Raw genomic sequence first — 22,880 nt, forward strand, 5'->3', positions numbered from 1 at the left:
ACCGTTTTTTTCAGGGAAATACCCTTTAAATAGCGAATTTACCGCAGGCATGCCGCGCCACGGCGCCGGTGCGACTGGCATCCGAGCGACGGCCGCGCCGATGAGTCGGGCACGTCGCGGTTCGTGGCCCTCTTGCTGACTCAGCGGCCCTGGCCGATATGCACCGACTGCACTTGGTACTCCAGCCCGGCCTCCTGGAGAAAGATGCTGATCTTGTGGCCGTTGGGTGTGGCCCAGTAGTAGAGATCGGACACGCGCGTGTCCTGCTCGACTCAGTTGAGGGCAGCCCGTTTCACCGGACCACAGTGCGCCTGGTAATGCTCAAGCAGACGCTGGAACCAGACCCCGACGGAGGAGTCCGAGGCCCATGGCTGTATGCCCAGACACCAGGCCCAGAAGAACAGACTGCCGACCAGATAATCCGTGCCGCCGGCGCTGTCGCCATCAAGGTAGGGTTGCTCCGCCAGCCAGACGTCCAGTGGTGCCAGCGCCTGCTTGAGTTGCACTGCACCCGCCTCGGGGTCGGCGAAAGCTTCCAGGCTACTACCCAGAGCCTTCTCGCGAGTGCTGCGGAAATACGCCTGGTCGTCCGGAGTGATAACCGCGTGGACTCGTGTCACCAGTAGCTTCAGTAGAGGCGGTCGCAGCGCCTGAGAGATCATCCGCTCGAGTAGCCGTGCGCGGCTCGCCGCCACGCCTTCACCCAGCAGAGGGCGCTCAGGATAAACGCGGTCCAGGTACTGGAAGATCGCCACGCTGTCATGCACCACCGTCTCGCCATCGCGCAGCACCGGCACCTGCTGCTGTCCGGAACAGGCCAGCGGTTCCTTGTCGGTGAAGCACAGGGGCCGGCTCTGGAAGTCCAGTCCCTTGTGCAACAATGCCAGTCGCACGCGCCAGCAGTAGGGAGAAAACAGCAACTGGGGATCGGCCCCACGTAATTCAAACAATTCACGCATGTATCAGACCCTCAGGTTAGGACCACTCGGTCCAGGTTGCGCCAAGTCAACCGCACAGCGCGCGCAGTAACACCTGTGCGCGATGCAGATATGAGGCGCCGCCAATGCAAGCGGCCAGTGGCGGATCGATAAACAGACAACCCGTAGGGCAGCCCACAACCTGGGCGAGAGGAGGTAATTCATCCAGAAACTAAGCAGCGAATTTAGAACCGAACAGTCCAAAAATCAAGCACGTCAGCACCTGGCCGCACGCCCAAGTGTGGGGTAGCCGCAATATTTATCCGAGTCGTAGCTAGATGAGACGCGGGCGCGGTGGTCCGCTCCAGTAGCCGAATCTGGCGCCCCTATGGTTGGCACGAGTGCCGCCATGCAGGGCTCTGATAGCCCACGAAGCAGAGGGAGATGCAGCCGCGCGCCCTAGCGCTTCAGCTCGGCCATGCCCTGCAACAGTTCGATCGGCAGCGGAAAGACGATGGTCGAGCTCTTGTCGGTGGCGATGTTGCTCAAGGTTTGCATGTAGCGCAGCTGCATGGCGCCGGGCTGGCGACCGAGCATCTCGGCGGCCTGCATGAGCTTCTCCGAGGCCTGCAACTCGCCTTCGGCGTGAATCACCTTGGCCCGCCGTTCGCGCTCAGCCTCGGCCTGCTTGGCAATGGCGCGAATCATCGACTCGTCGAGGTCGACGTGCTTGATCTCGACGTTGGCCACCTTGATGCCCCAGGCATCGGTTTGTGCGTCGAGCACCTGCTGGATATCGACGTTGAGCCGTTCGCGCTCGGCGAGCATCTCGTCCAGTTCATGCTTGCCGAGCACCGCCCGCAGGGTGGTTTGCGACAGCTGGCTGGTCGCACTGTGGTAATCCTCGACCTGGATAATCGCCTTCTGCGGGTCGAGCACCCGAAAGTAGATCACCGCGTTGACCTTGACCGAGACGTTATCGCGAGAAATCACGTCCTGAGTCGGCACATCCAGGACGATGGTCCGCAAGTCGACGCGGACCATCTGCTGGATCACCGGAATGATGATCACCAACCCCGGCCCCTTGACCTTCCAGAAGCGCCCGAGCTGGAACACCACGCCCCGCTCATACTCACGCAGAATCCGAAAGGCCGAGGCCAATAAAGCGATCAACAGCGCCGCCAGGGCGGCAAAACTCAGTTCAAAACCCATGTCTACTCTCCTTGCGGCGGCGCCTCTTCAATCACGCCAACGTCCAGTAGCAAGCCCTTGCGCGCCAATACCCGCACCTGTTGGCCCGGATGCAACGGCACCTGGCTGAGCACCTGCCAGTGTTCCCCTTGCAGCTGCACCCAACCGCTGCGTGAGTTGTTCGGCTGCACTGCACTGACTCTCACCAGACTGCCGACCAACTCGTTATCACCGCCGACCAAGGCCCTTCGCCTGGCGCGCAGGGCCATGCTGACGATGGCGAATATCAGCACGCCAGTGGTCACCGCGAGGGTTCCAATCAGCGCCAGCGGAATGCCGAAGCCCGGCACATCCGTATCGATCAGAATCAAGGCGCCAAAGACGAAGGCCACCACCCCGCCAATGCCGATCACACCGAAACTCGGCATGAAGGCTTCGGCCGTGATAAAGGCGATACCCAGCAGGATCAAGGCCACGCCCGCGTAGTTGACCGGCAGCAGTTGCAAGGCGTACAGCGCAAGAATCAGGCTGATCCCCCCGAGCACGCCGCCGACGCCGGTGCCAGGATTGGAAAACTCGAAGAACAGGCCGTAGACCCCGATCATCATCAACAACAGCGCCACACTGGGATTGGTGATCACCGCCAGCAACTGCGTACGCCAGTCCGGCACATGGCTGATCAGCGCGGCGCCGGCCGTCTGCAGGGTCACCTCGACGCCGGCGGCGTTGAAGGTTTTACCGTCCAGTTGCTTGAGCAGATCCGCCAGGTCGATGGCGAGGTAATCGACCACCTTGAGTTCGAGCGCTTCTTCGGCTGACAGGCTGACCGCCTCGCGCACCGCCTGTTCGGCCCACTCGGCATTGCGCCCACGCATTTGCGCCAGGCCGCGGATGTAGGCCGAGGCGTCATTGATTTGTTTCTTGCTCAGGGTATCGGTCGGTGCGCCGGCTTTCTCGGCCTTGCCTTCGGAAGCTTTGCCGGAATTGTCGGACTCGTCGGCCTTGTCGCCCTGATTGGTACTCTCCGGCTTATCCGGTGCCGGCGACGGCGAACCGGGCATGCCGCCGATCTGCACCGGGGTGGCCGCGCCGAGGTTGGTGCCGGGCGCCATCGCCGCGATATGGCTGGCATAGAGGATATAGGTGCCGGCGCTGGCCGCCCGTGCACCACTGGGAGCAACGAAGCTGGCGACCGGAATCGGGCTGGCGAGAATCGCCTTGATGATCGCCCGCATCGAGGTGTCCAGGCCGCCGGGCGTGTCGATGCTCAGCACCACCAGCTGCGCGCCATCGTCCAGCGCACGGGCCAGGCCGCGCACGATGTAGTCAGCGCTGGCTGGCCCGATCGCGCCATCGACGCGTAGCTCCACCACCGGAGCCGGAGCCGCAGAGAGCCCCGCCGGCATTAGCAATAAAGCCAGCGCGAGGAGCAAACGGCGAATCAGCGAACCCTTCAAGGCGCTCTCCACGACAGCCGCTGTGGGTGACGCGAAACCGGCAAACTGCGGCTACCTGCTTAGAGGATAGTCCATTCGTCCCGCAGTGAACCCGCCGAGGTGGGAGCACCTGTCCTGATGGGAGCTTGGCCAACAACGCTTAGCACCGAACGCACCTAGCTCAGCTAAAAACGTGCGTGCCAGACGCCCATCGATTCCGTTAGTCTGCTCACTAATCATCGCAAACAAGGTCGTGAGCCCTGATGCCGTCCGCCTCGATCAGCCATTCCCTGCGCCGCCTGTGGGCATTGGACAAGTTCAGCTACAGCCTGCGGGTGTTTATTGCCCTCGGCGGCAGCCTGCTGCTGTGCTGGTCGCAAGGTTGGATGCAAGCATTGACTCCGCTGTTCCTGGGGGTCATCGCCAGTGCCTTGGCCGAGACTGACGACAGCTGGCAGGGCCGTCTCACCGCCCTGCTGGTGACCCTCGGCTGCTTCAGCACGGCGGCCTACACGGTCGAGCTGCTGTTTCCCTACCCCTGGTTGTTCGTCAGCGCCCTGGCCCTGTCGAGCTTCGCCCTGACCATGCTCGGCGCCCTCGGCGAACGTTTCGCCACGCTTGGCTGGGCGACCTTGATCCTGTCGATTTACAGCATGATTGGCGTGGAGCAGCGCGGCGGCAGCAGTGGTTTCGGCCTGGAGCCTCTTCTGCTGGTGGCCGGCGCGGCCTGGTACGGACTGCTCTCGGTGATCTGGAATGCCCTGTTCGCCCACCAACCGGTACAGCACAGCCTGGCCCGGCTGTTCCGCGAACTCGGCCACTACCTCAAACTCAAGGCCGCGCTGTTCGAACCGCTGCGCCAACTCGATGTCGAGGAGCGCCGGCTAGCCCTGGCCAAGCAGAACGGTCAGGTCGTGGCGGCGCTGAACGCGACCAAGGAAATCATCCTGCACCGGGTCGGCAATGGCCGGCCGGGCTCCAAGGTCGGCCGCTACCTGAAGCTGTACTTCCTCGCCCAGGACATCCACGAGCGCGCCAGTTCCTCGCATTACCCTTACAACGAACTGGCCGAGGCGTTCTTTCACAGCGATGTGCTGTTTCGCTGTCAGCGCCTGCTGCGCCTGCACGGCGAGGCCTGCCAGCGTCTGGCAGAAGCCATCGAACTGCGTCAATCCTTCGAATACCGCGAGCTGTGCAGCCAGGCACTGGACGATCTGCTGGCCTCCCTGGAGCACCTGCGCCTGCAGAGCAACCCGGCCTGGCGCCATTTGCTGCGCTCGCTGCATGCCTTGGCTGGCAACCTCAGCACCCTCGACCAACTGCTAGGCGACGCCAGCAACCCTGATGCGCTGGACGAAGAACAGGACAGCAGCCTGCTGGACCGCGAACCGCAGTCGCTGAAAGACGTCTGGGAGCGCCTGCGCCTGCAACTGACGCCGACCTCGCTGCTATTCCGCCATGCCCTGCGCCTGGCTATCGCATTGGCCGCCGGCTACGGCATGCTGCATTGGATTCATCCGGCCCAGGGCTACTGGATTCTGCTGACTACGCTGTTCGTCTGCCAGCCGAATTATGGCGCCACCCGGCGCAAACTGGTGCAACGGATCGGCGGTACCGTGTTGGGACTGGTGCTCGGCTGGGCGCTGTTCGACCTGTTCCCCAATCCATTGATCCAGGCGTTCTTCGCGGTCGCCGCCGGCGTCGCCTTTTTCGCCACTCGCAGCAGCCGCTACACCCTGGCCACGGCAGCAATCACCCTGCTGGTGCTGTTCTGCTTCAATCAGGTCGGCGACGGCTATGGCCTGATCATTCCGCGGCTGGTCGACACCCTGCTCGGCAGCCTGATCGCCGGACTGGCAGTGTTCCTGATCCTGCCGGACTGGCAAGGCCGCCGCCTCAACCGCATGCTTGCCAATACCCTAAGCTGCAACAGCACATACCTGCGCCAGATCATCCAGCAGTACGCCAACGGCAAACGCAACGACCTGGCCTACCGCCTGGCCCGGCGCAACGCCCACAACGCCGACGCGGCGCTGTCGACCACCCTCGGCAACATGTTGATGGAGCCCGGTCATTTCCGTAAGGAGGCGGACATCGGCTTTCGCTTTCTGGTGCTCTCGCACACCCTGCTGAGCTACCTCTCCGGCCTCGGCGCGCATCGTGGCGAAGCCCGCCTGGGCGAGGATCAGCAACACCTCATCGACAGCGCTGCCAGCCTCGCCGCCAGCCTCGACGACATCGCTCAGAACCTGGCACAAGGGCAATCGGTGGCGATTCACAGCGATGCCGAAGAACAACTCGCGGTCGAACTGGAACAACTGGCTGATGAACTGGATGACCAGCAACGTCTGCTACAAACTCAACTGGCGCTGATCTGCCGGCAGCTCGGCCCCCTGCGCACCCTCTGCGCCCATCTGCTCAAAGGCCATCAGACCGCCGCACACTAGCAGGCGAGCGGCGGGCCCGCACGTATCTTTGGGTGCTTATTCCGCAGCACTAGCGCAAGGCCGTGGCAATCGCTTCGATCTCTGGCCAATGCTCGCTGATCAGGCTCAGATCACCGCCAGTCGACACCTCGTTCTGCGGCGCGCCCAACTTGCCATAGGCCGCCAGGCTTGTTAGCGCAGGCAACTCGGCGGCCGCATTGTTGCGCCCGATGCTGTGGTAGAGGCTCAGGTTGACCAGATCGAGCAACTCGATCTGCCGCGACCCGCCCAGCGTCCAGTTTCCCACCTCGCGGATGATGTGCACGTACTCGTCATCCACCGCCCACTTCTTCAGCAAGATCACCCCCAGCGATTTGCTGTAGGCCCGGCACAGGCTGTAGTAACGCGCCGGTGTCGGGATCAGGCTGGCGTCCTTGAAGGCTGACAGCACCGCCAGCGAGCCAACCTCGCTGAGCAGGCTGGCGAGTACCGCATGGTCCGATGGAATATGCCCCACCGCCCGGGCGAGAAACGCACAGATGCTGGCCTTCAGCGTTACCCGATGCCAGGCCTCCATGAATAGCTGCTTGTGTGCGGCGCTGTGCAGGGTGAACAGGCTCTTGATGCTGTGCACCATCACGACCCGGTCCACCTGCTGAATCCCCAACACTCGCAACACGTCGTGCAAGGTCTTTGGCGGCACGCGCGTACGCAGCAAGGCGCTGGAGGCGTACTTCATCAATAACGCACTGAGTGCCGGATCGCGGCTGATCAGGCTGCTCAAACGCGCCATGCTGACCTCCGGCATGGCCAGCGCACGGCGAATGTCCAGGGTCAGCATCGGCAAGCTCGGCAGCTGCTCCTGGTCACTCATCAATTGCGAAACTACCTGCCGATAAACCGAATAGTCCGACTGCGTATCGCCCATAGTGCTCTCCCCAACATGGGCAGCAGTGTAGCCAACGCGCGCCTCAACGACGACATATAGCGCTAGCGCCGGCCTGGGTATCTGCGCTGCAAAGGCGGCCACAGAGCCTTACGCCGGTCGGGAAACATCAGCAGCAGTTTCCGCTGAGACTATCTTGGCCGCAGCCAGGATGACCGCCGCCAGGGCATACTTGGTCAGTGCGGCAACTCACACAGCGCGGGCCTCACGACCCTGAGCTCGGCGGCGAATGTCCAGGTCGATTTTCAGGCAGATAGCGGCAAGCAGCATGAAGCCTGCGCCGAGGTTGCCTCGACTGATGTCCACGCCGAACAGGCTGCTCAGCCATTCAGCTATTGGCCCAGGGTAGTTGGCCAGCAAGGCGCCCAGCGGCACCAGCAGGAACAGGAAGAGAAACCCCATCGATCGCAGCAGACCCACGTCTATATCCTCACTCGAAATAACACCGCTGACAGCATGCCGCTTCGGGCAACCCAGGCGACACTAGACTTTGGTGCAAGCGCTCGCACTTTGCCCCTGCAGGCTGTGATCACCGATAATCCGCCACGCTCATCACCCACCTGCCCCCTTGCGAGCCACCCTTGAACAAAGCACGCCTGCACCAGCTGATCCTCGACACTCTGCAGGCCGACCTGGAACTGGCCCAACGCGCAGCGCTGAGCGCCTATGAGGCGGCGACCCACAAGGAAAATATCGCCGAAAACAAGTACGACACCCTCGGCCTGGAGGCCTCCTACCTGGCCGCCGGGCAAGCGCGGCGGGTCGAGGAAATCCGTCAGGCGTTGAAGGCCTGGCAGCAGCTGACCCTGCGCCCATTCGATGCCGAGCTGGGTATTCAACTCACCGCCTTGGTGTGGTTGGCCAATGCCCAGGGCATAGAGCAGTGCCTGTTCCTTGGCCCGGATGCTGCCGGGATGAAAGTGCGACTGGAGGGCCAGGAGGTGCTGGTGATCAGCCCGCGGGCGCCACTGGGCCAGCGTTTGCTCGGCTGCGCCGAAGGGGATCAGGTGCATATGCGCATAGACAACAGCACGCAACTCTTCGAGGTTCTGCGGGTCAGTTGAGTGGCGCCTGCCAATCCAAGGCCAGCCGCCAAGCAACCGTCGTTCTAGAGCAGCAACAACGCCGCCGCACAGCCTGAAACCTGGCAATCTGCGCTAGGCTGTAGGGGCGGCGCCACGCACTGCCCTGCAGCGCTTCGACGCCAAGTCCTACCACCTGAGGAGCCCGCCATGCAAAGCCCCACCCACGACCTCCCAGCCCTGTTCAAGCAACTCGGCCTGCCTGCTGACCAGGCCAGCATCGACCGCTTTGTCAGTAGACACGCGCCCCTTGCCTCGACTATTGCACTGGCCGAAGCGCCTTTCTGGACAACGGCTCAGGCAACCTTTCTGCGCGAGGAAATTCTCGAAGACGCCGACTGGGCGGAAGTGGTCGATCAACTCAACCTGATGCTACGCGGCTGATTGCAGTTGCCGAGCGCGCCGGCTATGGCGCGGCGCCTTTCGGTAGTTCGCGCCACGTCAGGTACACGCGCAAGTCGAATTCCAGTTGGTGGTAGCCAGGCAGCATGTGTTCACACAGTTTGTAGAAGGCCTTGTTGTGCTCGGCCTCTTTCAAATGCGCCAACTCGTGTACCACGATCATCTGCAGAAACTCCGGCGCCGCCTCCTTGAACAATGAGGCGACGCGAATCTCCTTCTTCGCCTTGAGCTTGCCGCCCTGCACGCGGGAAATCGCGGTGTGCAGGCCGAGCGCACGGTGGGTCAGGTCGAGTCGGTTGTCGAACAGCACCTTGTCGATCGCCGGCGCATTGCGCAGATGCTCCTGCTTCAGCGCCACGATGTAGGCATACAGCGCCTTGTCGCTCTGCACGCTGTGCTTGCCGCTATAGCGCTGCGCCAGGTAGTCGCCGAGGCGCTGTTCGGCGATCAGCTTGCGTATCTGCTCTTGCAGCTGGGCGGGATAACCCTGAAGGTATTTCAGCGGGGACATGGTCAGTGAGGGGCGGTTAGCTCGGGACTCGAACGCAGGAGTATGCCGTAGCTGAGCGGTGACATCGAGTCGCGCGGGAGCTCATATGGTCGCGGCTCGCGGCTGCAATCGCTGCAGCGTCACGCTAAGAGCAGGAGCAGCAGACCGAGAAGTGCCTCAGGATGCCTTAATCTGTAGAACCTAAACCCGGCAGGCACAGAGCCTGCCGGGTCACCATCAAGTGGCTCGATCAGTTAACGGTTTTGAGCTCAAGATTCGGAAATTTCTCGCGAAAGAGTCGTTCGCTTTCCTGCAAAAGCTGGTGGCCCTCAGCGATTTCGCGATTACCTTGAGCCACCTGCTGCTGGCCCTTGTCCAGATCCCTTTCAGCGGCGCTAATCTGCTTCTCACCTTTTTTGATTCGCTTCTCGCCAGATCGGACCAGGTCTGTACCGCGGTCCCAGTCATCGGCAAATTGCTGCCGGAGGTCCACTCGGGCCTGCGCCTCATCGGCATGGGCGCGCATCAGGTCAGCGGTACTGGGCTGGCTCGCACAACCGGCGAGTGTAGCAACGGCAACTCCAACAGCGATAAAAATGGAAAGCTTTCTCATTAATAACCTCGACTCATGTTGAACAGCCACTTGCGCATTCTGATAAGCGATTACCCGACCTAGTCATCCTCTAGGTGCATTTATCCATAAAGGTAGCGACATCAAATGCGGCGATTTTCTGTGCATGCGGATCAACAACGGAATCCGCATTCCAGTCATTAAAAGACGCCACAAGAAAAAATAAGTCACATTGACATCAGTTTTCAGCCGCATGATCACTAATGATGTCTTACGCCGTACAACATGGATAGGCTGAAGCCAAGCAGGCCGATGGCTAGCCGCGCCCACACTCCAGCCTTGTCATTTCACAGGTTGCTGCGACGATCTGAGAGAGTGCCTGCCCGAATGGGCGCAGCATTTGAGCACAAAAAAACCCGCTCATATAGCGGGGTTTTTTGTGCTGCAGTGACTGGTTTAGTTGACCTTGGCGGCCAGCTCACCCTTGGCGTAGCGCTGGAACATGCCTTCCAGGGAGATCGGTTTGATCTTCGAGGCGTTGCCGGCGGTGCCGAAGGCTTCGTAGCGGGCGATGCAGATGTCGCGCATGGCCGTCACGGTGGCGCCGAAGAATTTACGCGGGTCGAACTCGCTCGGGTTGCTGGCCATCAGACGGCGCATGGCACCGGTGGACGCCAGGCGCAGATCGGTGTCGATATTGACCTTGCGTACCCCGTGCTTGATGCCCTCGACGATTTCTTCGACCGGCACACCGTAGGTTTCTTTGATGTCGCCGCCGTACTGGTTGATGATCGCCAGCCACTCCTGCGGCACCGAACTGGAGCCGTGCATCACCAGGTGGGTATTGGGAATGCGCTTGTGGATTTCCTTGATACGGTCGATGGCCAGGATGTCGCCGGTCGGCGGCTTGGTGAACTTGTAGGCGCCGTGACTGGTACCGATGGCAATGGCCAGGGCATCGACCTGAGTACGCTTGACGAAGTCGGCGGCCTCTTCCGGGTCGGTGAGCATCTGGCTGTGGTCGAGTACGCCTTCGGCGCCAACGCCGTCCTCTTCGCCGGCCATGCCAGTTTCCAGGCTGCCCAGGCAACCCAGCTCACCTTCCACCGACACGCCGCAGGCGTGGGCGAAAGCTACAGTTTGCTGGGTGACGGCGACGTTGTAGTCGTAGTCAGCCGGGGTCTTGCCGTCTTCCTTCAGCGAGCCGTCCATCATCACCGAGCTGAAGCCCAGCTGGATCGAGCGCTGGCAGACGTCCGGGCTGGTGCCGTGGTCCTGGTGCATACAAACCGGGATATGCGGGAACTCTTCGATGGCAGCCAGAATCAGGTGACGCAAAAACGGCGCGCCAGCATATTTGCGCGCACCGGCGGAGGCTTGGACGATCACCGGGGAGTCGGTCTTGTCGGCCGCTTCCATGATGGCGCGCATCTGCTCGAGGTTGTTTACGTTGAAGGCCGGCACGCCGTAGCCATATTCGGCGGCGTGGTCGAGCATCTGGCGCATGCTGATAAGTGCCATGGTGTTCTTTCTCCCGGTGGGGCTCATTAATCGTACAAGCCTGCCGCAGAGACAGACCGTGTTCAAGTTTTTGGGGATACGGCTAACGTGTCCCCTCTCGTCCCACGCCCTGGGGCGAAGGAGTAAAACAATGCATCGCCGCTTATGGCGCCTTGCAGCCGCGACCGATCAAGTCGTCGCTGGCCGTCCAGTACACCAGCCCTTGCGCGCCCTTGCTGTGGAAGGTCAGGCGCCCGTCGCTGTATAACGCGCCGGAAGCAGAAGGCTGCTGCTGCAGGCGGTAGATCCTATCGTCAGCCGCCAAGCGTACCTCGACCTGCTCCTTGGCGCTGTCGGCGAAGCGCCAGAGCACTTCTGCCTGACTGTCACAGACCCACCGGGTCCAGCTATCGGCTCCCTGCTGCTGGCCGGCGCACCCCGCCAGCAGCAGTGTTACGGCCGCTGCGTGGAATGCCTTGTTCATTCACCCTCCCTAGTTGCTGTAGCCGTCTGCCACAGCGTCTGCCTTGCTATCAGCACTTCTGCTCGCGACCTTCCGGAGCGGGGTCGCCCGTGCTTTTTTGCTCGATGCGCCGCTCATCCTGACTGGTCGGCAGATCGATTTGCGCCGGGCTGAACACCTCGCAAGCGGTATCTCGCGGGCTGTTTCCGGCACAACCGGCCAAACCGGCACACAACATCCATACAGCGGCAGCATTGCGCATGGCAGTAACTCCTTGTTGACGATCCTGGAATAGCAGACCGCAGATCACTGCCAGGGTTTAATCCTTGGCGGATGAACAGACCACAGACCTGTTCACCCTAGCTGGTTACTTGGCGCGCTGCTCCAGCACTTCCACGGCCGGCAGCACCTTGCCCTCGACGAACTCGAGGAAGGCACCGCCGCCGGTGGAGATGTAGCTGATCTTGTCGGCCACGCCGTATTTGTCGATGGCTGCCAGGGTGTCGCCGCCCCCGGCAATCGAGAAGGCCGGGCTCTCCGCGATGGCCAGGGCCAAGGCTTTGGTGCCTTCGCCGAACTGGTCGAACTCGAACACCCCGACCGGACCGTTCCACAGGATGGTCTTGCTGGATTTGAGCAGTTCGGCAAATAGCGCCGCGGTCTGCGGGCCGATATCGAGGATCATGTCGTCGTCGGCCACATCGGCCACCAGCTTGACCGTAGCCTCGGCGTCCGCGGCGAAGGCCTTGGCCACCACCACATCCACCGGCAACGGCACGCTGACCTTGGCCGCGATGGCCTTGGCGGTGTCGAGCAAATCGGCCTCGTACAACGATTTGCCGACCGGGAAGCCAGCAGCAGCCAGAAAGGTGTTGGCGATGCCGCCGCCGACGATCAGCTGGTCGCAGATCTGGCTCAGGCTGTTCAGCACATCCAGTTTGGTCGACACCTTGGAGCCGGCGACGATAGCCGCCATCGGCGTGGCCGGGTTACCCAGGGCCTTGCCCAGAGCGTCCAGCTCGGCGGCGAGCAGCGGTCCGGCGCAAGCGAGCTTGGCAAACTTGGCCACCCCATGGGTCGAGCCCTGAGCGCGGTGGGCGGTGCCGAAGGCGTCCATGACGAATACGTCGCACAGCGCGGCGTATTGCTGGGCCAACTCGTCGGTATTTTTCTTCTCGCCCTTGTTGAAGCGCACGTTCTCCAGCAGCACCAACTCGCCCGGAGCGATCTGGATGCCGCCGAGGTAATCCTTGAGCAACGGCACGTCACGGCCGAGGGCCTTGGAGAGATAGTCGGCGACTGGTTTGAGGCTATCCGCCTCGCTGTATTCGCCCTCATTCGGACGACCCAGGTGCGAACACAACATGACCGCCGCGCCTTTCTCCAGCGCCAGCTTGATGGTCGGCAGGGCGGCGAGGATGCGCGCATCGCTGCTCACGGCGCCGTCTTTTACCGGCACGTTGAGGTCTTCGCGGATCAGCACGCGCTTACCCTGGAGGTCGAGGTCGATCATCTTCGCTATTGTTTCGAACGGCGTAGTCATGAAATCAGTCCTTCACGGGGGCTGTTTGAATAGAGGCGGTGGAGACCGCAAGGTAATGTTCGGCCACATCGAGCATGCGATTGGCAAAGCCCCACTCGTTGTCGAACCAGGCCAGCAGGTTGACCAGGCGCGGGCCGGAGACCCGGGTCTGGCTGCCGTCGACGATGGCCGAATGCGGATCATGGTTGAAATCGCAGCTGGCATGCGGCAGCTCGGTGTAGGCCAGCAGCCCTTTCAGCGGCCCGCTCTCGGCCGCCTCGCGGAGCACTCGGTTGATTTCCTCGGCCGAGGTGTCGCGGCAAGTCTGCAGGGTGATATCCAGGCACGACACGTTCACCGTCGGCACCCGAATGGCTTTGGCCTGGATACGCCCGGATAGTTCCGGCAGCAGGCGCTCGATGCCACGCGCCAAGCCGGTCGACACCGGAATCACCGACTGGAACGCCGAACGGGTGCGGCGCAAGTCCTCATGGTGGTAGGCATCGATCACCGGCTGATCGTTCATCGCCGAGTGAATGGTGGTGATGGAGACGTATTCCAGGCCCACCGCCTCATTCAGCAGTTTCAACAGCGGCACCCCGCAGTTGGTGGTGCAGGAGGCGTTGGAGACCAGACGTTCTGCGCCGCTCAGGGCGTGCTGGTTGACCCCGTAGACGATGGTGGCGTCGACATCCGCTTCGCTGGCCATCGGTTGCGACAGCAGCACCCGTGGCGCACCGGCATGCAGAAAGCGCGCAGCATCGACTCGGGTGGTGTACTGCCCGGAGCACTCCAGCAGCAGATCGATACCCAGCCCTGCCCAGTCGACCCCTTCCGGCGTGGCCTGGCGCAGCACTCTGACGCAATCGCCATTGATATGCAGGCAATCGCCCTCGACCCTCACCTCGCCGGGAAAACGCCCGTGGGTGGAGTCGAAGCGGGTCAGGTATTCGAGACTGGCCTGGTCGGCCAGGTCGTTCAAGGCGACGATTTCCAGGCCCGCACCTGCACCGCGCTCGTGCAGGGCACGCAGTACGCAGCGGCCGATGCGGCCGTAGCCGTTGAGGGCGACGCGATAGGGGCGATTGGACATGGCAGTCTCGATGGCAAGGGCGAGCGTAGGATGGGTTGAGCGCAGCGATACCCATGCTGCACAGCGATGGGTATCGGCGTTACGCGCCTCAACCCATCCTACACGTGCTTAGGCGTCCAACAGTTCGGCAGCGGTTTCCAGGATGTTTTCCACGGTGAAGCCGAAGTGTTCGAACAGAGCAGGTGCCGGAGCGGACTCACCAAAGGTGGTCATGCCGATGATGCGACCTTCCAGACCAACGTACTTGTACCAGAAGTCCGCATGCGCGGCCTCGATGGCAATCCGCGCGCCCACTTGCAGCGGCAACACGGCCTGCTTGTAGGCGGCGTCCTGCTGATCGAACACCGAGGTCGACGGCATCGACACCACGCGGACCTGGCGGCCCTGCACAGCCAGCTGCTCACAGGCCTGCATCGCCAGACCAACTTCCGAACCGGTGGCGATCAGAATCAGTTCCGGCTCGCCGGCGCAGTCCTTCAGCACATAGCCACCGCGGGCAACATCGGCCAGCTGGGCGGCGTCACGGTGCTGGTGGGCCAGGTTCTGTCGGGAGAAGATCAGCGCCGAAGGACCGTCGTTGCGCTCGATCGCGCACTTCCAGGCCACCGCCGACTCCACCGCGTCGCATGGACGCCAGGTGTTCAGGTTCGGCGTGCTGCGCAGGCTGGCCAGCTGCTCGATCGGCTGATGGGTCGGACCGTCTTCGCCGAGACCGATGGAGTCATGGGTGTAGACGTACAGCACACGCTTCTTCATCAGCGCGGCCATGCGTACGGCATTGCAGGCGTATTCCATGAACACCAGAAAGGTCGCGCCGTAAGGCACCAGACCGCCGTGCAGGGCGACGCCGTTCATGATCGCGCTCATGCCGAACTCGCGCACACCGTAATACATGTAGTTGCCCGACGCGTCTTCGGCGCTGACACCCTTGCAGCCCTTCCACAGGGTCAGGTTGGAGCCGGCCAGGTCGGCGGAACCACCGAGAAACTCCGGCAGCAGCGGGCCGAAGGCATTCAGCGCGTTCTGGCTGGCCTTGCGGCTGGCGATGGTCTCACCCTTGGCCGCCACTTCGGCGATATAGGCCGTGGCCTTCTCGGCGAAATCGGCCGGCAGCTCACCCTTGACCCGCCGGGTGAATTCGCTGGCCAGTTCCGGGTAGGCGGCAGCGTAGGCAGCGAAGCGCTGATTCCACTCGGCCTCGGCGGTGGCACCGGCGTCCTTGGCATCCCACTCGGCGTAGATCTCGCTAGGGATCTCGAAGGGGCCATGGTTCCAACCCAAGGCGGCGCGGGTCAGGGCGATTTCGTCGTTGCCCAGCGGGGCGCCGTGGCAGTCTTCCTTGCCTTGCTTGTTCGGCGAACCGAAACCGATGGTGGTCTTGCAGCAGATCAGCGTCGGCTGCGCACTCTTGCGCGCGGTTTCGATGGCGATCTTGATTTCTTCCGCGTCGTGGCCGTCGACATTGCGGATCACCAGCCAGCCATAGGCCTCGAAGCGCTTCGGCGTGTCGTCGGTGAACCAGCCCTCGACTTCGCCGTCGATGGAGATGCCGTTGTCGTCGTAGAAGGCGATCAACTTACCCAGGCCGAGGGTGCCGGCAAGCGCGCTGACTTCATGGCTGATGCCTTCCATCATGCAGCCGTCGCCGAGGAACACATAGGTGTTGTGATCGACGATGCTATGGCCGTCGCGGTTGAACTGCGCCGCCATAACCTTCTCGGCCAGGGCGAAGCCCACGGCGTTGGCCAGGCCCTGACCGAGCGGGCCGGTGGTGGTCTCGACGCCCGGGGTGTAGCCGTATTCCGGGTGACCGGGGGTGCGGCTGCCCATCTGGCGGAACTGCTTGAGGTCTTCGATGCCCAGGTCGTAACCGGTCAGGTGCAGCAACGAGTAAACCAGCATCGAGCCGTGACCGTTGGACATGACGAAACGGTCACGGTCGGCGAATTCCGGGTTGCTCGGGTTGTGCTTGAGGTAGTCGCGCCACAGCACTTCGGCGATATCCGCCATGCCCATTGGGGCACCGGGATGGCCGCTGTTGGCTTTCTGCACGGCATCCATGCTGAGGGCACGAATGGCATTGGCACGCTCACGACGGCTGGGCATCACTGAATCTCCAAGGGGCTGCTGGTTAAACGAAGGGGGCGAAAAAAGGCGGCTATTTTCGCCCACCGGAGCGGTGCGGGGCAATGACAGATGGTCGCAGGAGCAATGTTTTCTGACCTGAGCAGCGTCATACGCAGGCCAAATCAGGCCGAAGCAGCAATATCAAAACTTTTTGATATTGCTGTTGCTGTATGAAAAATGACCGACTAGACTTCGCATCCTATGAATATGCGCGCACCCCAGCTGAGTTTCGAGCCTGCCGACGAACTGGCCGCCCTGTGCAAGGCCAGCGGCGACCCGCTACGCCTGAACGTACTGCGCGCCCTGAGCAATGACTCGTTCGGCGTGCTGGAACTGGCGCAGATCTTCGCCACAGGCCAATCCGGCATGAGTCACCACCTCAAGGTACTGGCCCAGGCCGGCCTGGTCGCGACGCGGCGCGAAGGCAATGCGATTTTCTACCGCCGCGCCCTGGCTCAGGGCGATCGTCTCGGCGGTGCACTGCACGCCGCCCTGCTCGGAGAGGTCGACGAGCTGGAACTGCCGGTCGATGTGCAAGTGCGGATCGGCGAGGTACATGGTCAGCGCGCGGCGGCCAGTCAGGATTTTTTCGCGCGCATGGCGGCGAATTTCCAGGCCCAGCAGGACCTGATCGCCGGCCTGCCGCAATACCGCGACAGCGTGCTGGCCCTGCTCGATGCCCTGGGCTTTGCCGAGCAGGCCACGGCCCTGGAAGTTGGTCCCGGCGACGGGGGATTTCTCCCCGAACTGGCGCGCCGCTTCGCCCGGGTCACCGCGCTGGACAACAGCCCGGCAATGCTCGAGTTGGCCAGCCTGCGCTGCAATAAAGAAAGCCTGGACAACGTCGAACTGAAACTCGCCGATGCCTTGCATGACGAGTACCCGGCCGCCGACTGTGTGGTGTTGAACATGGTCCTGCACCATTTCGCCGCCCCCGCCGAAGCCTTGAAACAACTGGCGGTGCGCGTCAAAGCCGGCGGCAGCTTGTTGATAACCGAGTTGTGCAGCCACAACCAGAGTTGGGCCAGGCAGGCCTGCGGTGATCTCTGGCTGGGCTTTGAGCAGGACGACTTGGCCCGCTGGGCCTTAGCCGCAGGGCTTACGCCCGGCGAAAGCCTGTATGTGGGCTTACGCAACGGTTTCCAGATTCAGGTGCGGCACTTCGCCAAACCGCAATTCCACCAAAATGGCCCAATAACCAGCTCACGAGCTGGCTCCAACGGCGCCCTCACCCACCGGTAATTATTTTAGGAAGACCGATAGATGAGCGAATACTCCCTGTTTACCTCCGAGTCCGTGTCCGAAGGCCACCCAGACAAAATCGCCGACCAGATATCCGATGCGGTGCTGGACGCCATCATCGCCAAGGACAAATACGCCCGCGTAGCGTGCGAAACCCTGGTCAAGACCGGCGTGGCGATCATCGCCGGCGAAGTCACCACCTCGGCCTGGATCGACCTGGAAGAGCTGGTACGCAAGGTCATCATCGACATCGGCTACAACAGCTCCGACGTCGGCTTCGACGGTGCTACCTGCGGCGTGCTGAACATCATCGGCAAGCAGTCCCCGGACATCAACCAGGGCGTCGACCGCAGCAAACCGGAAGACCAGGGCGCCGGCGACCAGGGCCTGATGTTCGGCTACGCCAGCAACGAAACCGACGTGCTGATGCCCGCACCGATCTGCTTCTCGCACCGCCTGGTCGAGCGTCAGGCCGAGGCTCGCAAGTCCGGCCTGCTGCCATGGCTGCGTCCGGATGCCAAGAGCCAGGTCACCTGCCGCTACGAGAACGGCCGAGTAGTCGGCATCGACGCCGTCGTCCTGTCCACCCAACACAACCCCGAGGTCAGTTACAACGACCTGCGTGAAGGCGTGATGGAGCTGATCGTCAAGCACTCGCTGCCGGCCGAACTGCTGCACAAGGACACCCAGTTCCACATCAACCCGACCGGCCAGTTCGTGATCGGCGGCCCGGTGGGCGACTGCGGCCTGACCGGGCGCAAGATCATCGTCGACACCTATGGCGGCATGGCCCGTCATGGCGGCGGTGCGTTCTCCGGCAAGGACCCGTCCAAGGTCGACCGCAGTGCCGCCTACGCCGGTCGTTACGTGGCGAAGAACATCGTCGCCGCAGGCCTGGCCGAACGTTGCGAGATCCAGGTGTCGTACGCCATCGGCGTGGCGCAACCGACCTCGATTTCGATCAACACCTTCGGCACCAGCAAGATCGGCGATGACAAGATCATCCGCCTGGTGCGCGAGCATTTCGATCTGCGTCCATACGCCATCACCAAGATGCTCGATCTGCTGCACCCGATGTACCAGCCGACCGCGGCTTACGGCCACTTCGGCCGCAACCCGGTCGAGATGACCGTCGAAGGCGACACCTTCACCGCCTTCACCTGGGAGCGCACCGACAAGGCCGCCGAACTGCGCGCCGCTGCCGGCTTGTAATCAGGCCTGCTGCACAACAAATAGCCCCGCCCCGTGCGGGGCTTTTTTTGTGGGACCGACAAACCCGGCTAGGCTCAAACCCCTAGCTCCCGAGCAAGGATGCTCATATGCCACGCGCGCTTGCAGTGCCGATCTGTTTAGTCGCCTTATTCGTCATCAATGTCTGGGCCGCGCCCTGCCCCGACTGGCCCGCAGAGCGGGCGGCGACTGAAACCGCTGCCCTTTCGGCACAAATCTCCACCTGGGACGACGCCTACCATCGCCGCGGCGTCTCGCTGGTGGCCGACGAACTCTACGATCAGGCCAGCGCCAAGCTGCAGCACTGGTCTTCCTGCTTCCCCAGCGATGCGCCTGCCAGCACCAACCCACTGGCCAGCAGCGCCGGCACCCTGACTCACCCGGTGCCACACACCGGACTGAACAAGCTGGCAGACGCCGCAGCGGTCAGCGCCTGGATCGAGGTGCGCAACGATCTGTGGATTCAACCCAAGGTCGACGGCGTGGCCGTCACCCTGGTCTATCGAGACGGCCATTTGCAGCAGGCGATCAGCCGCGGCGATGGCCACAACGGCCAGGACTGGACGACCAAGGCGCGGCACTGCCAGCCATTCCGGCGCAGCTACCCAGCACCCATGACCTGACCTTGCAGGGCGAGCTCTATTGGCGTCTGAATCGGCACGTCCAGGCCGACTCCGGCGGCGTCGGCGCGCGCGGCAGAGTCGCCGGTTTGATGGCCCGGCACACCCTCGGCCAGCCAGAAGCTAGCGGGATTGGCCTGTTTATCTGGGGCTGGCCAGACGGTCCCGCTGATATGCGCGAGCGTCTGCAGCAACTCAGCGTCCTGGGCTTTGCCGACAGTCAACGCTTCAGCCAACCACTCGACGATCTCGTCGCCGCCCGACGCTGGCGCCAGCACTGGTATCGCAGCGCCTTGCCTTTTGCCAGCGACGGCGTGGTGCTGCGCCAGGGTCGCCGCCCCCGCGCAGCCAGCTGGCGAGCCGCACCGCCGCACTGGGCGGCAGCCTGGAAGTACCCGGTGAGCCAGGCCTTGGCCGAGGTGCGTGCGGTGGACTTCAAGGTCGGCCGCAGCGGGCGCATTACCCCAGTGCTGCGCCTGCTGCCTGTGCTGTTAGACGACCGCAGCATTAGCCGCGTCAGCCTCGGCTCGTTGCCGCGCTGGCAAGCACTGGATATTCGTCCGGGCGATCAGGTCGCCATCCGCCTGGCCGGGCTGACCATCCCACAACTGCACAGCGTGGTCTGGCGCCCCGTGCAGCGCCCCGCGTTAGCGGCCCCCAGGGCCGACGACTACCATGCCTTGAGCTGTTGGCGGGCCAGCACCGCCTGCGCCAGTCAGTTCCGCGCTCGGCTGGCCTGGCTCAGCGGCAAACAGGGGCTGGCCCTGCCCGGCGTGGGCGCCGGTACCTGGGAGAAACTGCTGCAGGCGCAGCTACTCGATGGCCTGCTGGACTGGTTAACGCTCAGAGAGGAACAGCTACGCGGCGTGCCCGGGCTTGGTCAACGCAGTGCGAGCACGCTGATGCAGCGCTTTGCCCTGGCCCGGCAACGGCCTTTTGCAGACTGGTTGCGCGCCCTGGGTCTGCCGCCCAGCGCAGGGGCATCACTGGCCGGAAACTGGGATGACCTGGCACGACGCAGCGCACAGGACTGGCAACGGCAGACGGGCATTGGCCCGACGCGCGCGGCGCAATTGCAGGCATTCTTTCGCCACCCCGAGGTACTGGCCCTGCGCGCTCAATTACACGCGGCGCAAGTCGATGGCTTTTAGCCGCCCCGATTGCGAGCCCCGCATGACTCAATAGACGCGAAACTCCTCATGACAGGCCTCACAGCCGTCCTCGACGCGCTGCATGGGCGCGGCCAAATCGGCCCGCTGCAGCGGCGTGGCGGTGGTCGCGACGACCAGCGCAGCGGTGGCGCGCTCCAGCTCGCGAGCCAATTGCTGGAAACGCTCCTGGCGCTGCCAGACTTCATCCTTGGCGCTGCTCTCGTCTTCCTTGACCTGAGGGAAGTGCTGCCAGGGTTGCCGCGACAGCTTGTCCAGCTGCGCAGCACCGACCACAAACTTCTCCTCGTCGAAGGCGATGCGCCCACGCAGCATGCCGCCGAGGTCTTCGCTGGTGTTCAGCATCTGCTTGAAGATCGTCTGCCGCTTGCCCAGCGGCGAGTTCGGGTCGACCCCGCCACAGGCGGTCAGGGTCAGGCTGGCGAGCACGAGCAATAACAGGGTTTTCGGCTTCATCACAACGACTTCGGCAAAGGAACGGCCGTCAGTATCGCCACTCGAGGCGCACCGGCCAAGCGCGGCAGGTTGCCGCAGCCCGCCGCGCCACTTGCCCGAGAGCGAAAACACCCGCGCCGACAGCCTGCGACAAGCGCTCAACCGCCGGTCAGGCCGACACCACGAACAGACTGATGATCAGCCCCATCCCGGCGAACCAGACCAGCGAGCGCAACGGCGCCCAGTCGACCAGGTAACAAATGAAATACAGCACGCGACTGACGATGAAGCCGAGCGCCAACAGATCGATCAGGCCCTGCTCCGCGCCACCGGCCAACTGCGCGATGATCACCGCCGCCGCAAACGCCGGGGTGACTTCGAAGCCGTTGAGTTGCGCATTGTTGGCGCGCCGTGCCAGGCCACTCAGGGTGGCCTGCAAGGCCCGCGGGTCGTGATTGTGCTTCGGAGTGAAACCACCGCCCACGGCCTTGGCCGTGACGGTGCTGAGATACGGCAGGAACAGGGCGATTAATACACACCAATAGGCAAGCGTCATGCGGGGACCACTCAATTATTTGGAAACCAGCCGCACAGCTTGCCTACCGACATCACGGCCGTCCATGACCGCAAACGCCACCACTCTTGTCACATTAGGCCAATCAGGCCGCCCGCTTGCCGCTGGCGATCGCCTCCGACGCAGTGAGCATGGCGCGCAGCAGCACCGCGCAGCCGGCGGCGAGGTCCTTAGGCGCGGCATTCTCGATCTCGTTATGGCTGATACCGCCCTCGCAGGGCACGAAGATCATCCCAGCCGGGCCCAATTCGGCGAGGAAGATGGCGTCGTGGCCGGCACCGCTGACAATGTCCATATGCGGCAGGTTGAGTCCCTGAGCCGCCTCGCGCACCGCATCGACGCAACCCTGATCGAAGTACAGCGGCGGGAAGTCGGCAGTGGGGTTCAGCTCGAAGCTCAAGCCATGCTGAGCACAGGTGTTCTCCAGCACCTGACGCACCTCGGCGATCATCGAGTCCAGCCGCGCCGACTCCAGATGACGGAAGTCCAGGGTCATACGCACTTCTCCGGGAATCACGTTGCGCGAGCCGGGGTAAGCCTGCAGGCAGCCGACCGTACCACAGGCATGCGGCTGGTGCGCCAGGGCCACCCGGTTGACCGCCGCGACCACGACGGCGGCGCCGACCAGGGCGTCCTTGCGCAGATGCATCGGCGTTGGCCCCGCATGCGCCTCGACCCCGCGCAGGCTGAGGTCGAACCATTTCTGCCCCAGCGCGCCGAGCACCACGCCGATGGTCTTCTGTTCATCCTCGAGAATCGGCCCCTGTTCGATGTGCGCCTCGAAGTAAGCGCCGACCGGATGACCGACTACTTCACGACTGCCGGCATAACCAATGGCGTTCAACGCCTCGCCCACCGTGACGCCCTCGGCGTCGCGCTTGGCCAGGGTTTCGGCCAGGGTGAATTTGCTGGCGAAGACCCCGGAACCCATCATGCAGGGGGCAAAGCGCGAACCCTCCTCGTTGGTCCACACCACCACCTCCAATGGCGCCTCGGTCTCCATGCCGAGGTCGTTGAGCGTACGTATCACCTCCAACCCGGCCATCACCCCGAAGCAACCGTCGAACTTGCCGCCCGTGGGCTGGGTGTCGATGTGGCTACCGGTCATCACCGGCGGCAGCTGTGGATTACGTCCGGCACGACGGGCGAAGATGTTGCCCACCGCATCGACGCTGACCGTACAACTAGCGGCCTCGCTCCACTGCACGAAGAGGTCGCGGGCCTGACGGTCGAGGTCGGTCAGGGCCAGACGACAGACCCCACCCTTGGCAGTGGCACCGAGCTGGGCCAGGTCCATCAGCGACTGCCAGAGTCGCTCGGCGTTGATCTTCTGATGGGTCAATGCGGGTGCAGTTTCAGCAGCAGTCATGGAACTCTCCTCAGACAGCGATAATGCGCGTGCTCGGGGCGCCCACAACGCTGGCGGGCACCGTCGTGATGGCTA

Annotated in this window: 21 protein-coding genes and 2 pseudogenes; 6 read left to right on the forward strand and 17 right to left on the reverse strand. The window is 63.1% G+C overall.

Going from position 1 to position 22,880, the window contains the following annotated elements:
* Positions 1-146 precede the first annotated feature (146 nt).
* From TMS3_RS24920 to TMS3_RS00970, 4 genes and pseudogenes are all read right to left on the reverse strand, one after another.
* Positions 147-254, reverse strand: a pseudogene (locus tag TMS3_RS24920) (thiol:disulfide oxidoreductase); the annotation flags it as partial.
* An 18-nt stretch (positions 255-272) separates the two neighbouring features.
* The gene (locus TMS3_RS00960; protein WP_025163364.1) at positions 273-959 is read right to left on the reverse strand and encodes a glutathione S-transferase family protein; all 687 of its coding nucleotides are present in this window, start codon (positions 957-959) and stop codon (positions 273-275) included.
* A gap of 417 nt (positions 960-1,376) precedes the next feature.
* Positions 1,377-2,129 carry a slipin family protein gene (locus tag TMS3_RS00965; RefSeq protein ID WP_025163365.1) on the reverse strand — a complete coding sequence of 251 codons (753 nt, stop codon included), beginning with the start codon at positions 2,127-2,129 and terminating at the stop codon, positions 1,377-1,379.
* 2 nt (positions 2,130-2,131) lie between these two features.
* Entirely contained in the window at positions 2,132-3,514 is a 1,383-nt protein-coding gene (locus TMS3_RS00970; RefSeq protein ID WP_051394199.1) for an NfeD family protein, read from the reverse strand.
* A gap of 293 nt (positions 3,515-3,807) precedes the next feature.
* On the opposite strand from TMS3_RS00970, the gene yccS reads away from it, so the two are divergent.
* Entirely contained in the window at positions 3,808-5,991 is a 2,184-nt protein-coding gene (gene yccS, locus TMS3_RS00975) for a YccS family putative transporter (protein WP_025163367.1), read from the forward strand.
* Between the two features lie 49 nt (positions 5,992-6,040).
* Here yccS and TMS3_RS00980 read toward each other — a convergent pair whose 3' ends face one another.
* Positions 6,041-6,898: an HDOD domain-containing protein gene (locus TMS3_RS00980; protein ID WP_025163368.1), complete on the reverse strand. Its 858-nt coding sequence runs from the start codon at positions 6,896-6,898 to the stop codon at positions 6,041-6,043.
* A 207-nt stretch (positions 6,899-7,105) separates the two neighbouring features.
* Positions 7,106-7,336: a hypothetical protein gene (locus tag TMS3_RS00985; protein WP_025163369.1), complete on the reverse strand. Its 231-nt coding sequence runs from the start codon at positions 7,334-7,336 to the stop codon at positions 7,106-7,108.
* A gap of 161 nt (positions 7,337-7,497) precedes the next feature.
* On the opposite strand from TMS3_RS00985, the gene TMS3_RS00990 reads away from it, so the two are divergent.
* Together TMS3_RS00990 and TMS3_RS00995 are read left to right on the forward strand one after the other, a co-directional pair.
* Entirely contained in the window at positions 7,498-7,980 is a 483-nt protein-coding gene (locus tag TMS3_RS00990; protein WP_025163370.1) for a GreA/GreB family elongation factor, read from the forward strand.
* 168 nt (positions 7,981-8,148) lie between these two features.
* A complete protein-coding gene (locus tag TMS3_RS00995; RefSeq protein WP_025163371.1) occupies positions 8,149-8,382 on the forward strand; it encodes a DUF2789 domain-containing protein in 234 nt (77 codons plus the stop codon).
* Positions 8,383-8,404: 22 nt separating this feature from the next.
* On the opposite strand, the gene TMS3_RS01000 is transcribed toward TMS3_RS00995, so the two are convergent.
* The 8 genes from TMS3_RS01000 to tkt all read right to left on the reverse strand — a co-directional run bounded on the left by TMS3_RS01000 (position 8,405) and on the right by tkt (position 16,145).
* A complete protein-coding gene (locus tag TMS3_RS01000) occupies positions 8,405-8,911 on the reverse strand; it encodes a YgjP-like metallopeptidase domain-containing protein (protein WP_025163372.1) in 507 nt (168 codons plus the stop codon).
* A gap of 229 nt (positions 8,912-9,140) precedes the next feature.
* On the reverse strand, positions 9,141-9,503 hold the full coding sequence (locus TMS3_RS01005) for a hypothetical protein (RefSeq protein WP_025163373.1): 363 nt from the start codon (positions 9,501-9,503) through the stop codon (positions 9,141-9,143).
* A 414-nt stretch (positions 9,504-9,917) separates the two neighbouring features.
* Positions 9,918-10,982: a class II fructose-bisphosphate aldolase gene (gene fba / locus TMS3_RS01010; protein ID WP_025163374.1), complete on the reverse strand. Its 1,065-nt coding sequence runs from the start codon at positions 10,980-10,982 to the stop codon at positions 9,918-9,920.
* A 142-nt stretch (positions 10,983-11,124) separates the two neighbouring features.
* Complete coding sequence (locus tag TMS3_RS01015; protein ID WP_025163375.1) at positions 11,125-11,445, reverse strand: MliC family protein; 321 nt, start codon at positions 11,443-11,445, stop codon at positions 11,125-11,127.
* Positions 11,446-11,494: 49 nt separating this feature from the next.
* Complete coding sequence (locus TMS3_RS01020) at positions 11,495-11,686, reverse strand: hypothetical protein (RefSeq protein WP_025163376.1); 192 nt, start codon at positions 11,684-11,686, stop codon at positions 11,495-11,497.
* A gap of 105 nt (positions 11,687-11,791) precedes the next feature.
* On the reverse strand, positions 11,792-12,967 hold the full coding sequence (locus tag TMS3_RS01025; RefSeq protein WP_025163377.1) for a phosphoglycerate kinase: 1,176 nt from the start codon (positions 12,965-12,967) through the stop codon (positions 11,792-11,794).
* A gap of 4 nt (positions 12,968-12,971) precedes the next feature.
* Positions 12,972-14,039 (reverse strand): erythrose-4-phosphate dehydrogenase, encoded by a 1,068-nt coding sequence (gene epd, locus TMS3_RS01030; protein ID WP_025163378.1) that lies wholly within the window; start codon positions 14,037-14,039, stop codon positions 12,972-12,974.
* A 108-nt stretch (positions 14,040-14,147) separates the two neighbouring features.
* Positions 14,148-16,145 (reverse strand): transketolase, encoded by a 1,998-nt coding sequence (tkt, locus tag TMS3_RS01035; protein WP_025163379.1) that lies wholly within the window; start codon positions 16,143-16,145, stop codon positions 14,148-14,150.
* 222 nt (positions 16,146-16,367) lie between these two features.
* Here tkt and TMS3_RS01040 point away from each other — a divergent pair, with 222 nt between their 5' ends.
* The 3 genes and pseudogenes from TMS3_RS01040 to ligB all read left to right on the forward strand — a co-directional run bounded on the left by TMS3_RS01040 (position 16,368) and on the right by ligB (position 20,409).
* A complete protein-coding gene (locus tag TMS3_RS01040) occupies positions 16,368-17,408 on the forward strand; it encodes an ArsR/SmtB family transcription factor (RefSeq protein ID WP_025163380.1) in 1,041 nt (346 codons plus the stop codon).
* Between the two features lie 21 nt (positions 17,409-17,429).
* On the forward strand, positions 17,430-18,620 hold the full coding sequence (gene metK, locus TMS3_RS01045; RefSeq protein ID WP_025163381.1) for a methionine adenosyltransferase: 1,191 nt from the start codon (positions 17,430-17,432) through the stop codon (positions 18,618-18,620).
* Positions 18,621-18,727: 107 nt separating this feature from the next.
* Positions 18,728-20,409 (forward strand): annotated as a pseudogene (gene ligB / locus TMS3_RS01050) (NAD-dependent DNA ligase LigB).
* Positions 20,410-20,436: 27 nt separating this feature from the next.
* Here the strand turns inward: ligB and TMS3_RS01055 are convergent.
* The 3 genes from TMS3_RS01055 to TMS3_RS01065 all read right to left on the reverse strand — a co-directional run bounded on the left by TMS3_RS01055 (position 20,437) and on the right by TMS3_RS01065 (position 22,805).
* A complete protein-coding gene (locus tag TMS3_RS01055; RefSeq protein WP_025163382.1) occupies positions 20,437-20,883 on the reverse strand; it encodes a c-type cytochrome in 447 nt (148 codons plus the stop codon).
* A gap of 148 nt (positions 20,884-21,031) precedes the next feature.
* On the reverse strand, positions 21,032-21,418 hold the full coding sequence (locus TMS3_RS01060; protein ID WP_025163383.1) for an MAPEG family protein: 387 nt from the start codon (positions 21,416-21,418) through the stop codon (positions 21,032-21,034).
* A 103-nt stretch (positions 21,419-21,521) separates the two neighbouring features.
* Positions 21,522-22,805, reverse strand: a complete 1,284-nt coding sequence (locus tag TMS3_RS01065; RefSeq protein ID WP_025163384.1) for a Zn-dependent hydrolase — start codon at positions 22,803-22,805, stop codon at positions 21,522-21,524.
* Positions 22,806-22,880 lie beyond the last annotated feature (75 nt).

Origin of the sequence: Pseudomonas taeanensis MS-3 (assembly GCF_000498575.2) — a bacterium.
Taxonomy (GTDB): domain Bacteria; phylum Pseudomonadota; class Gammaproteobacteria; order Pseudomonadales; family Pseudomonadaceae; genus Aquipseudomonas; species Aquipseudomonas taeanensis.

Bases quoted from the DNA above. Each gene is read 5' to 3' on its own strand.
- TMS3_RS00960 (WP_025163364.1), bottom strand. From the start codon at position 959: ATGCGTGAATTGTTTGAATTACGTGGGGCCGATCCCCAGTTGCTGTTT.
- TMS3_RS00965 (WP_025163365.1), bottom strand. From the start codon at position 2,129: ATGGGTTTTGAACTGAGTTTTGCCGCCCTGGCGGCGCTGTTGATCGCT.
- TMS3_RS00970 (WP_051394199.1), bottom strand. From the start codon at position 3,514: ATGCCGGCGGGGCTCTCTGCGGCTCCGGCTCCGGTGGTGGAGCTACGC.
- yccS (WP_025163367.1), top strand. From the start codon at position 3,808: ATGCCGTCCGCCTCGATCAGCCATTCCCTGCGCCGCCTGTGGGCATTG.
- TMS3_RS00980 (WP_025163368.1), bottom strand. From the start codon at position 6,898: ATGGGCGATACGCAGTCGGACTATTCGGTTTATCGGCAGGTAGTTTCG.
- TMS3_RS00995 (WP_025163371.1), top strand. From the start codon at position 8,149: ATGCAAAGCCCCACCCACGACCTCCCAGCCCTGTTCAAGCAACTCGGC.
- TMS3_RS01000 (WP_025163372.1), bottom strand. From the start codon at position 8,911: ATGTCCCCGCTGAAATACCTTCAGGGTTATCCCGCCCAGCTGCAAGAG.
- TMS3_RS01005 (WP_025163373.1), bottom strand. From the start codon at position 9,503: ATGAGAAAGCTTTCCATTTTTATCGCTGTTGGAGTTGCCGTTGCTACA.
- fba (WP_025163374.1), bottom strand. From the start codon at position 10,982: ATGGCACTTATCAGCATGCGCCAGATGCTCGACCACGCCGCCGAATAT.
- TMS3_RS01015 (WP_025163375.1), bottom strand. From the start codon at position 11,445: ATGAACAAGGCATTCCACGCAGCGGCCGTAACACTGCTGCTGGCGGGG.
- TMS3_RS01020 (WP_025163376.1), bottom strand. From the start codon at position 11,686: ATGCGCAATGCTGCCGCTGTATGGATGTTGTGTGCCGGTTTGGCCGGT.
- TMS3_RS01025 (WP_025163377.1), bottom strand. From the start codon at position 12,967: ATGACTACGCCGTTCGAAACAATAGCGAAGATGATCGACCTCGACCTC.
- epd (WP_025163378.1), bottom strand. From the start codon at position 14,039: ATGTCCAATCGCCCCTATCGCGTCGCCCTCAACGGCTACGGCCGCATC.
- tkt (WP_025163379.1), bottom strand. From the start codon at position 16,145: ATGCCCAGCCGTCGTGAGCGTGCCAATGCCATTCGTGCCCTCAGCATG.
- TMS3_RS01040 (WP_025163380.1), top strand. From the start codon at position 16,368: ATGAATATGCGCGCACCCCAGCTGAGTTTCGAGCCTGCCGACGAACTG.
- metK (WP_025163381.1), top strand. From the start codon at position 17,430: ATGAGCGAATACTCCCTGTTTACCTCCGAGTCCGTGTCCGAAGGCCAC.
- TMS3_RS01055 (WP_025163382.1), bottom strand. From the start codon at position 20,883: ATGAAGCCGAAAACCCTGTTATTGCTCGTGCTCGCCAGCCTGACCCTG.
- TMS3_RS01060 (WP_025163383.1), bottom strand. From the start codon at position 21,418: ATGACGCTTGCCTATTGGTGTGTATTAATCGCCCTGTTCCTGCCGTAT.
- TMS3_RS01065 (WP_025163384.1), bottom strand. From the start codon at position 22,805: ATGACTGCTGCTGAAACTGCACCCGCATTGACCCATCAGAAGATCAAC.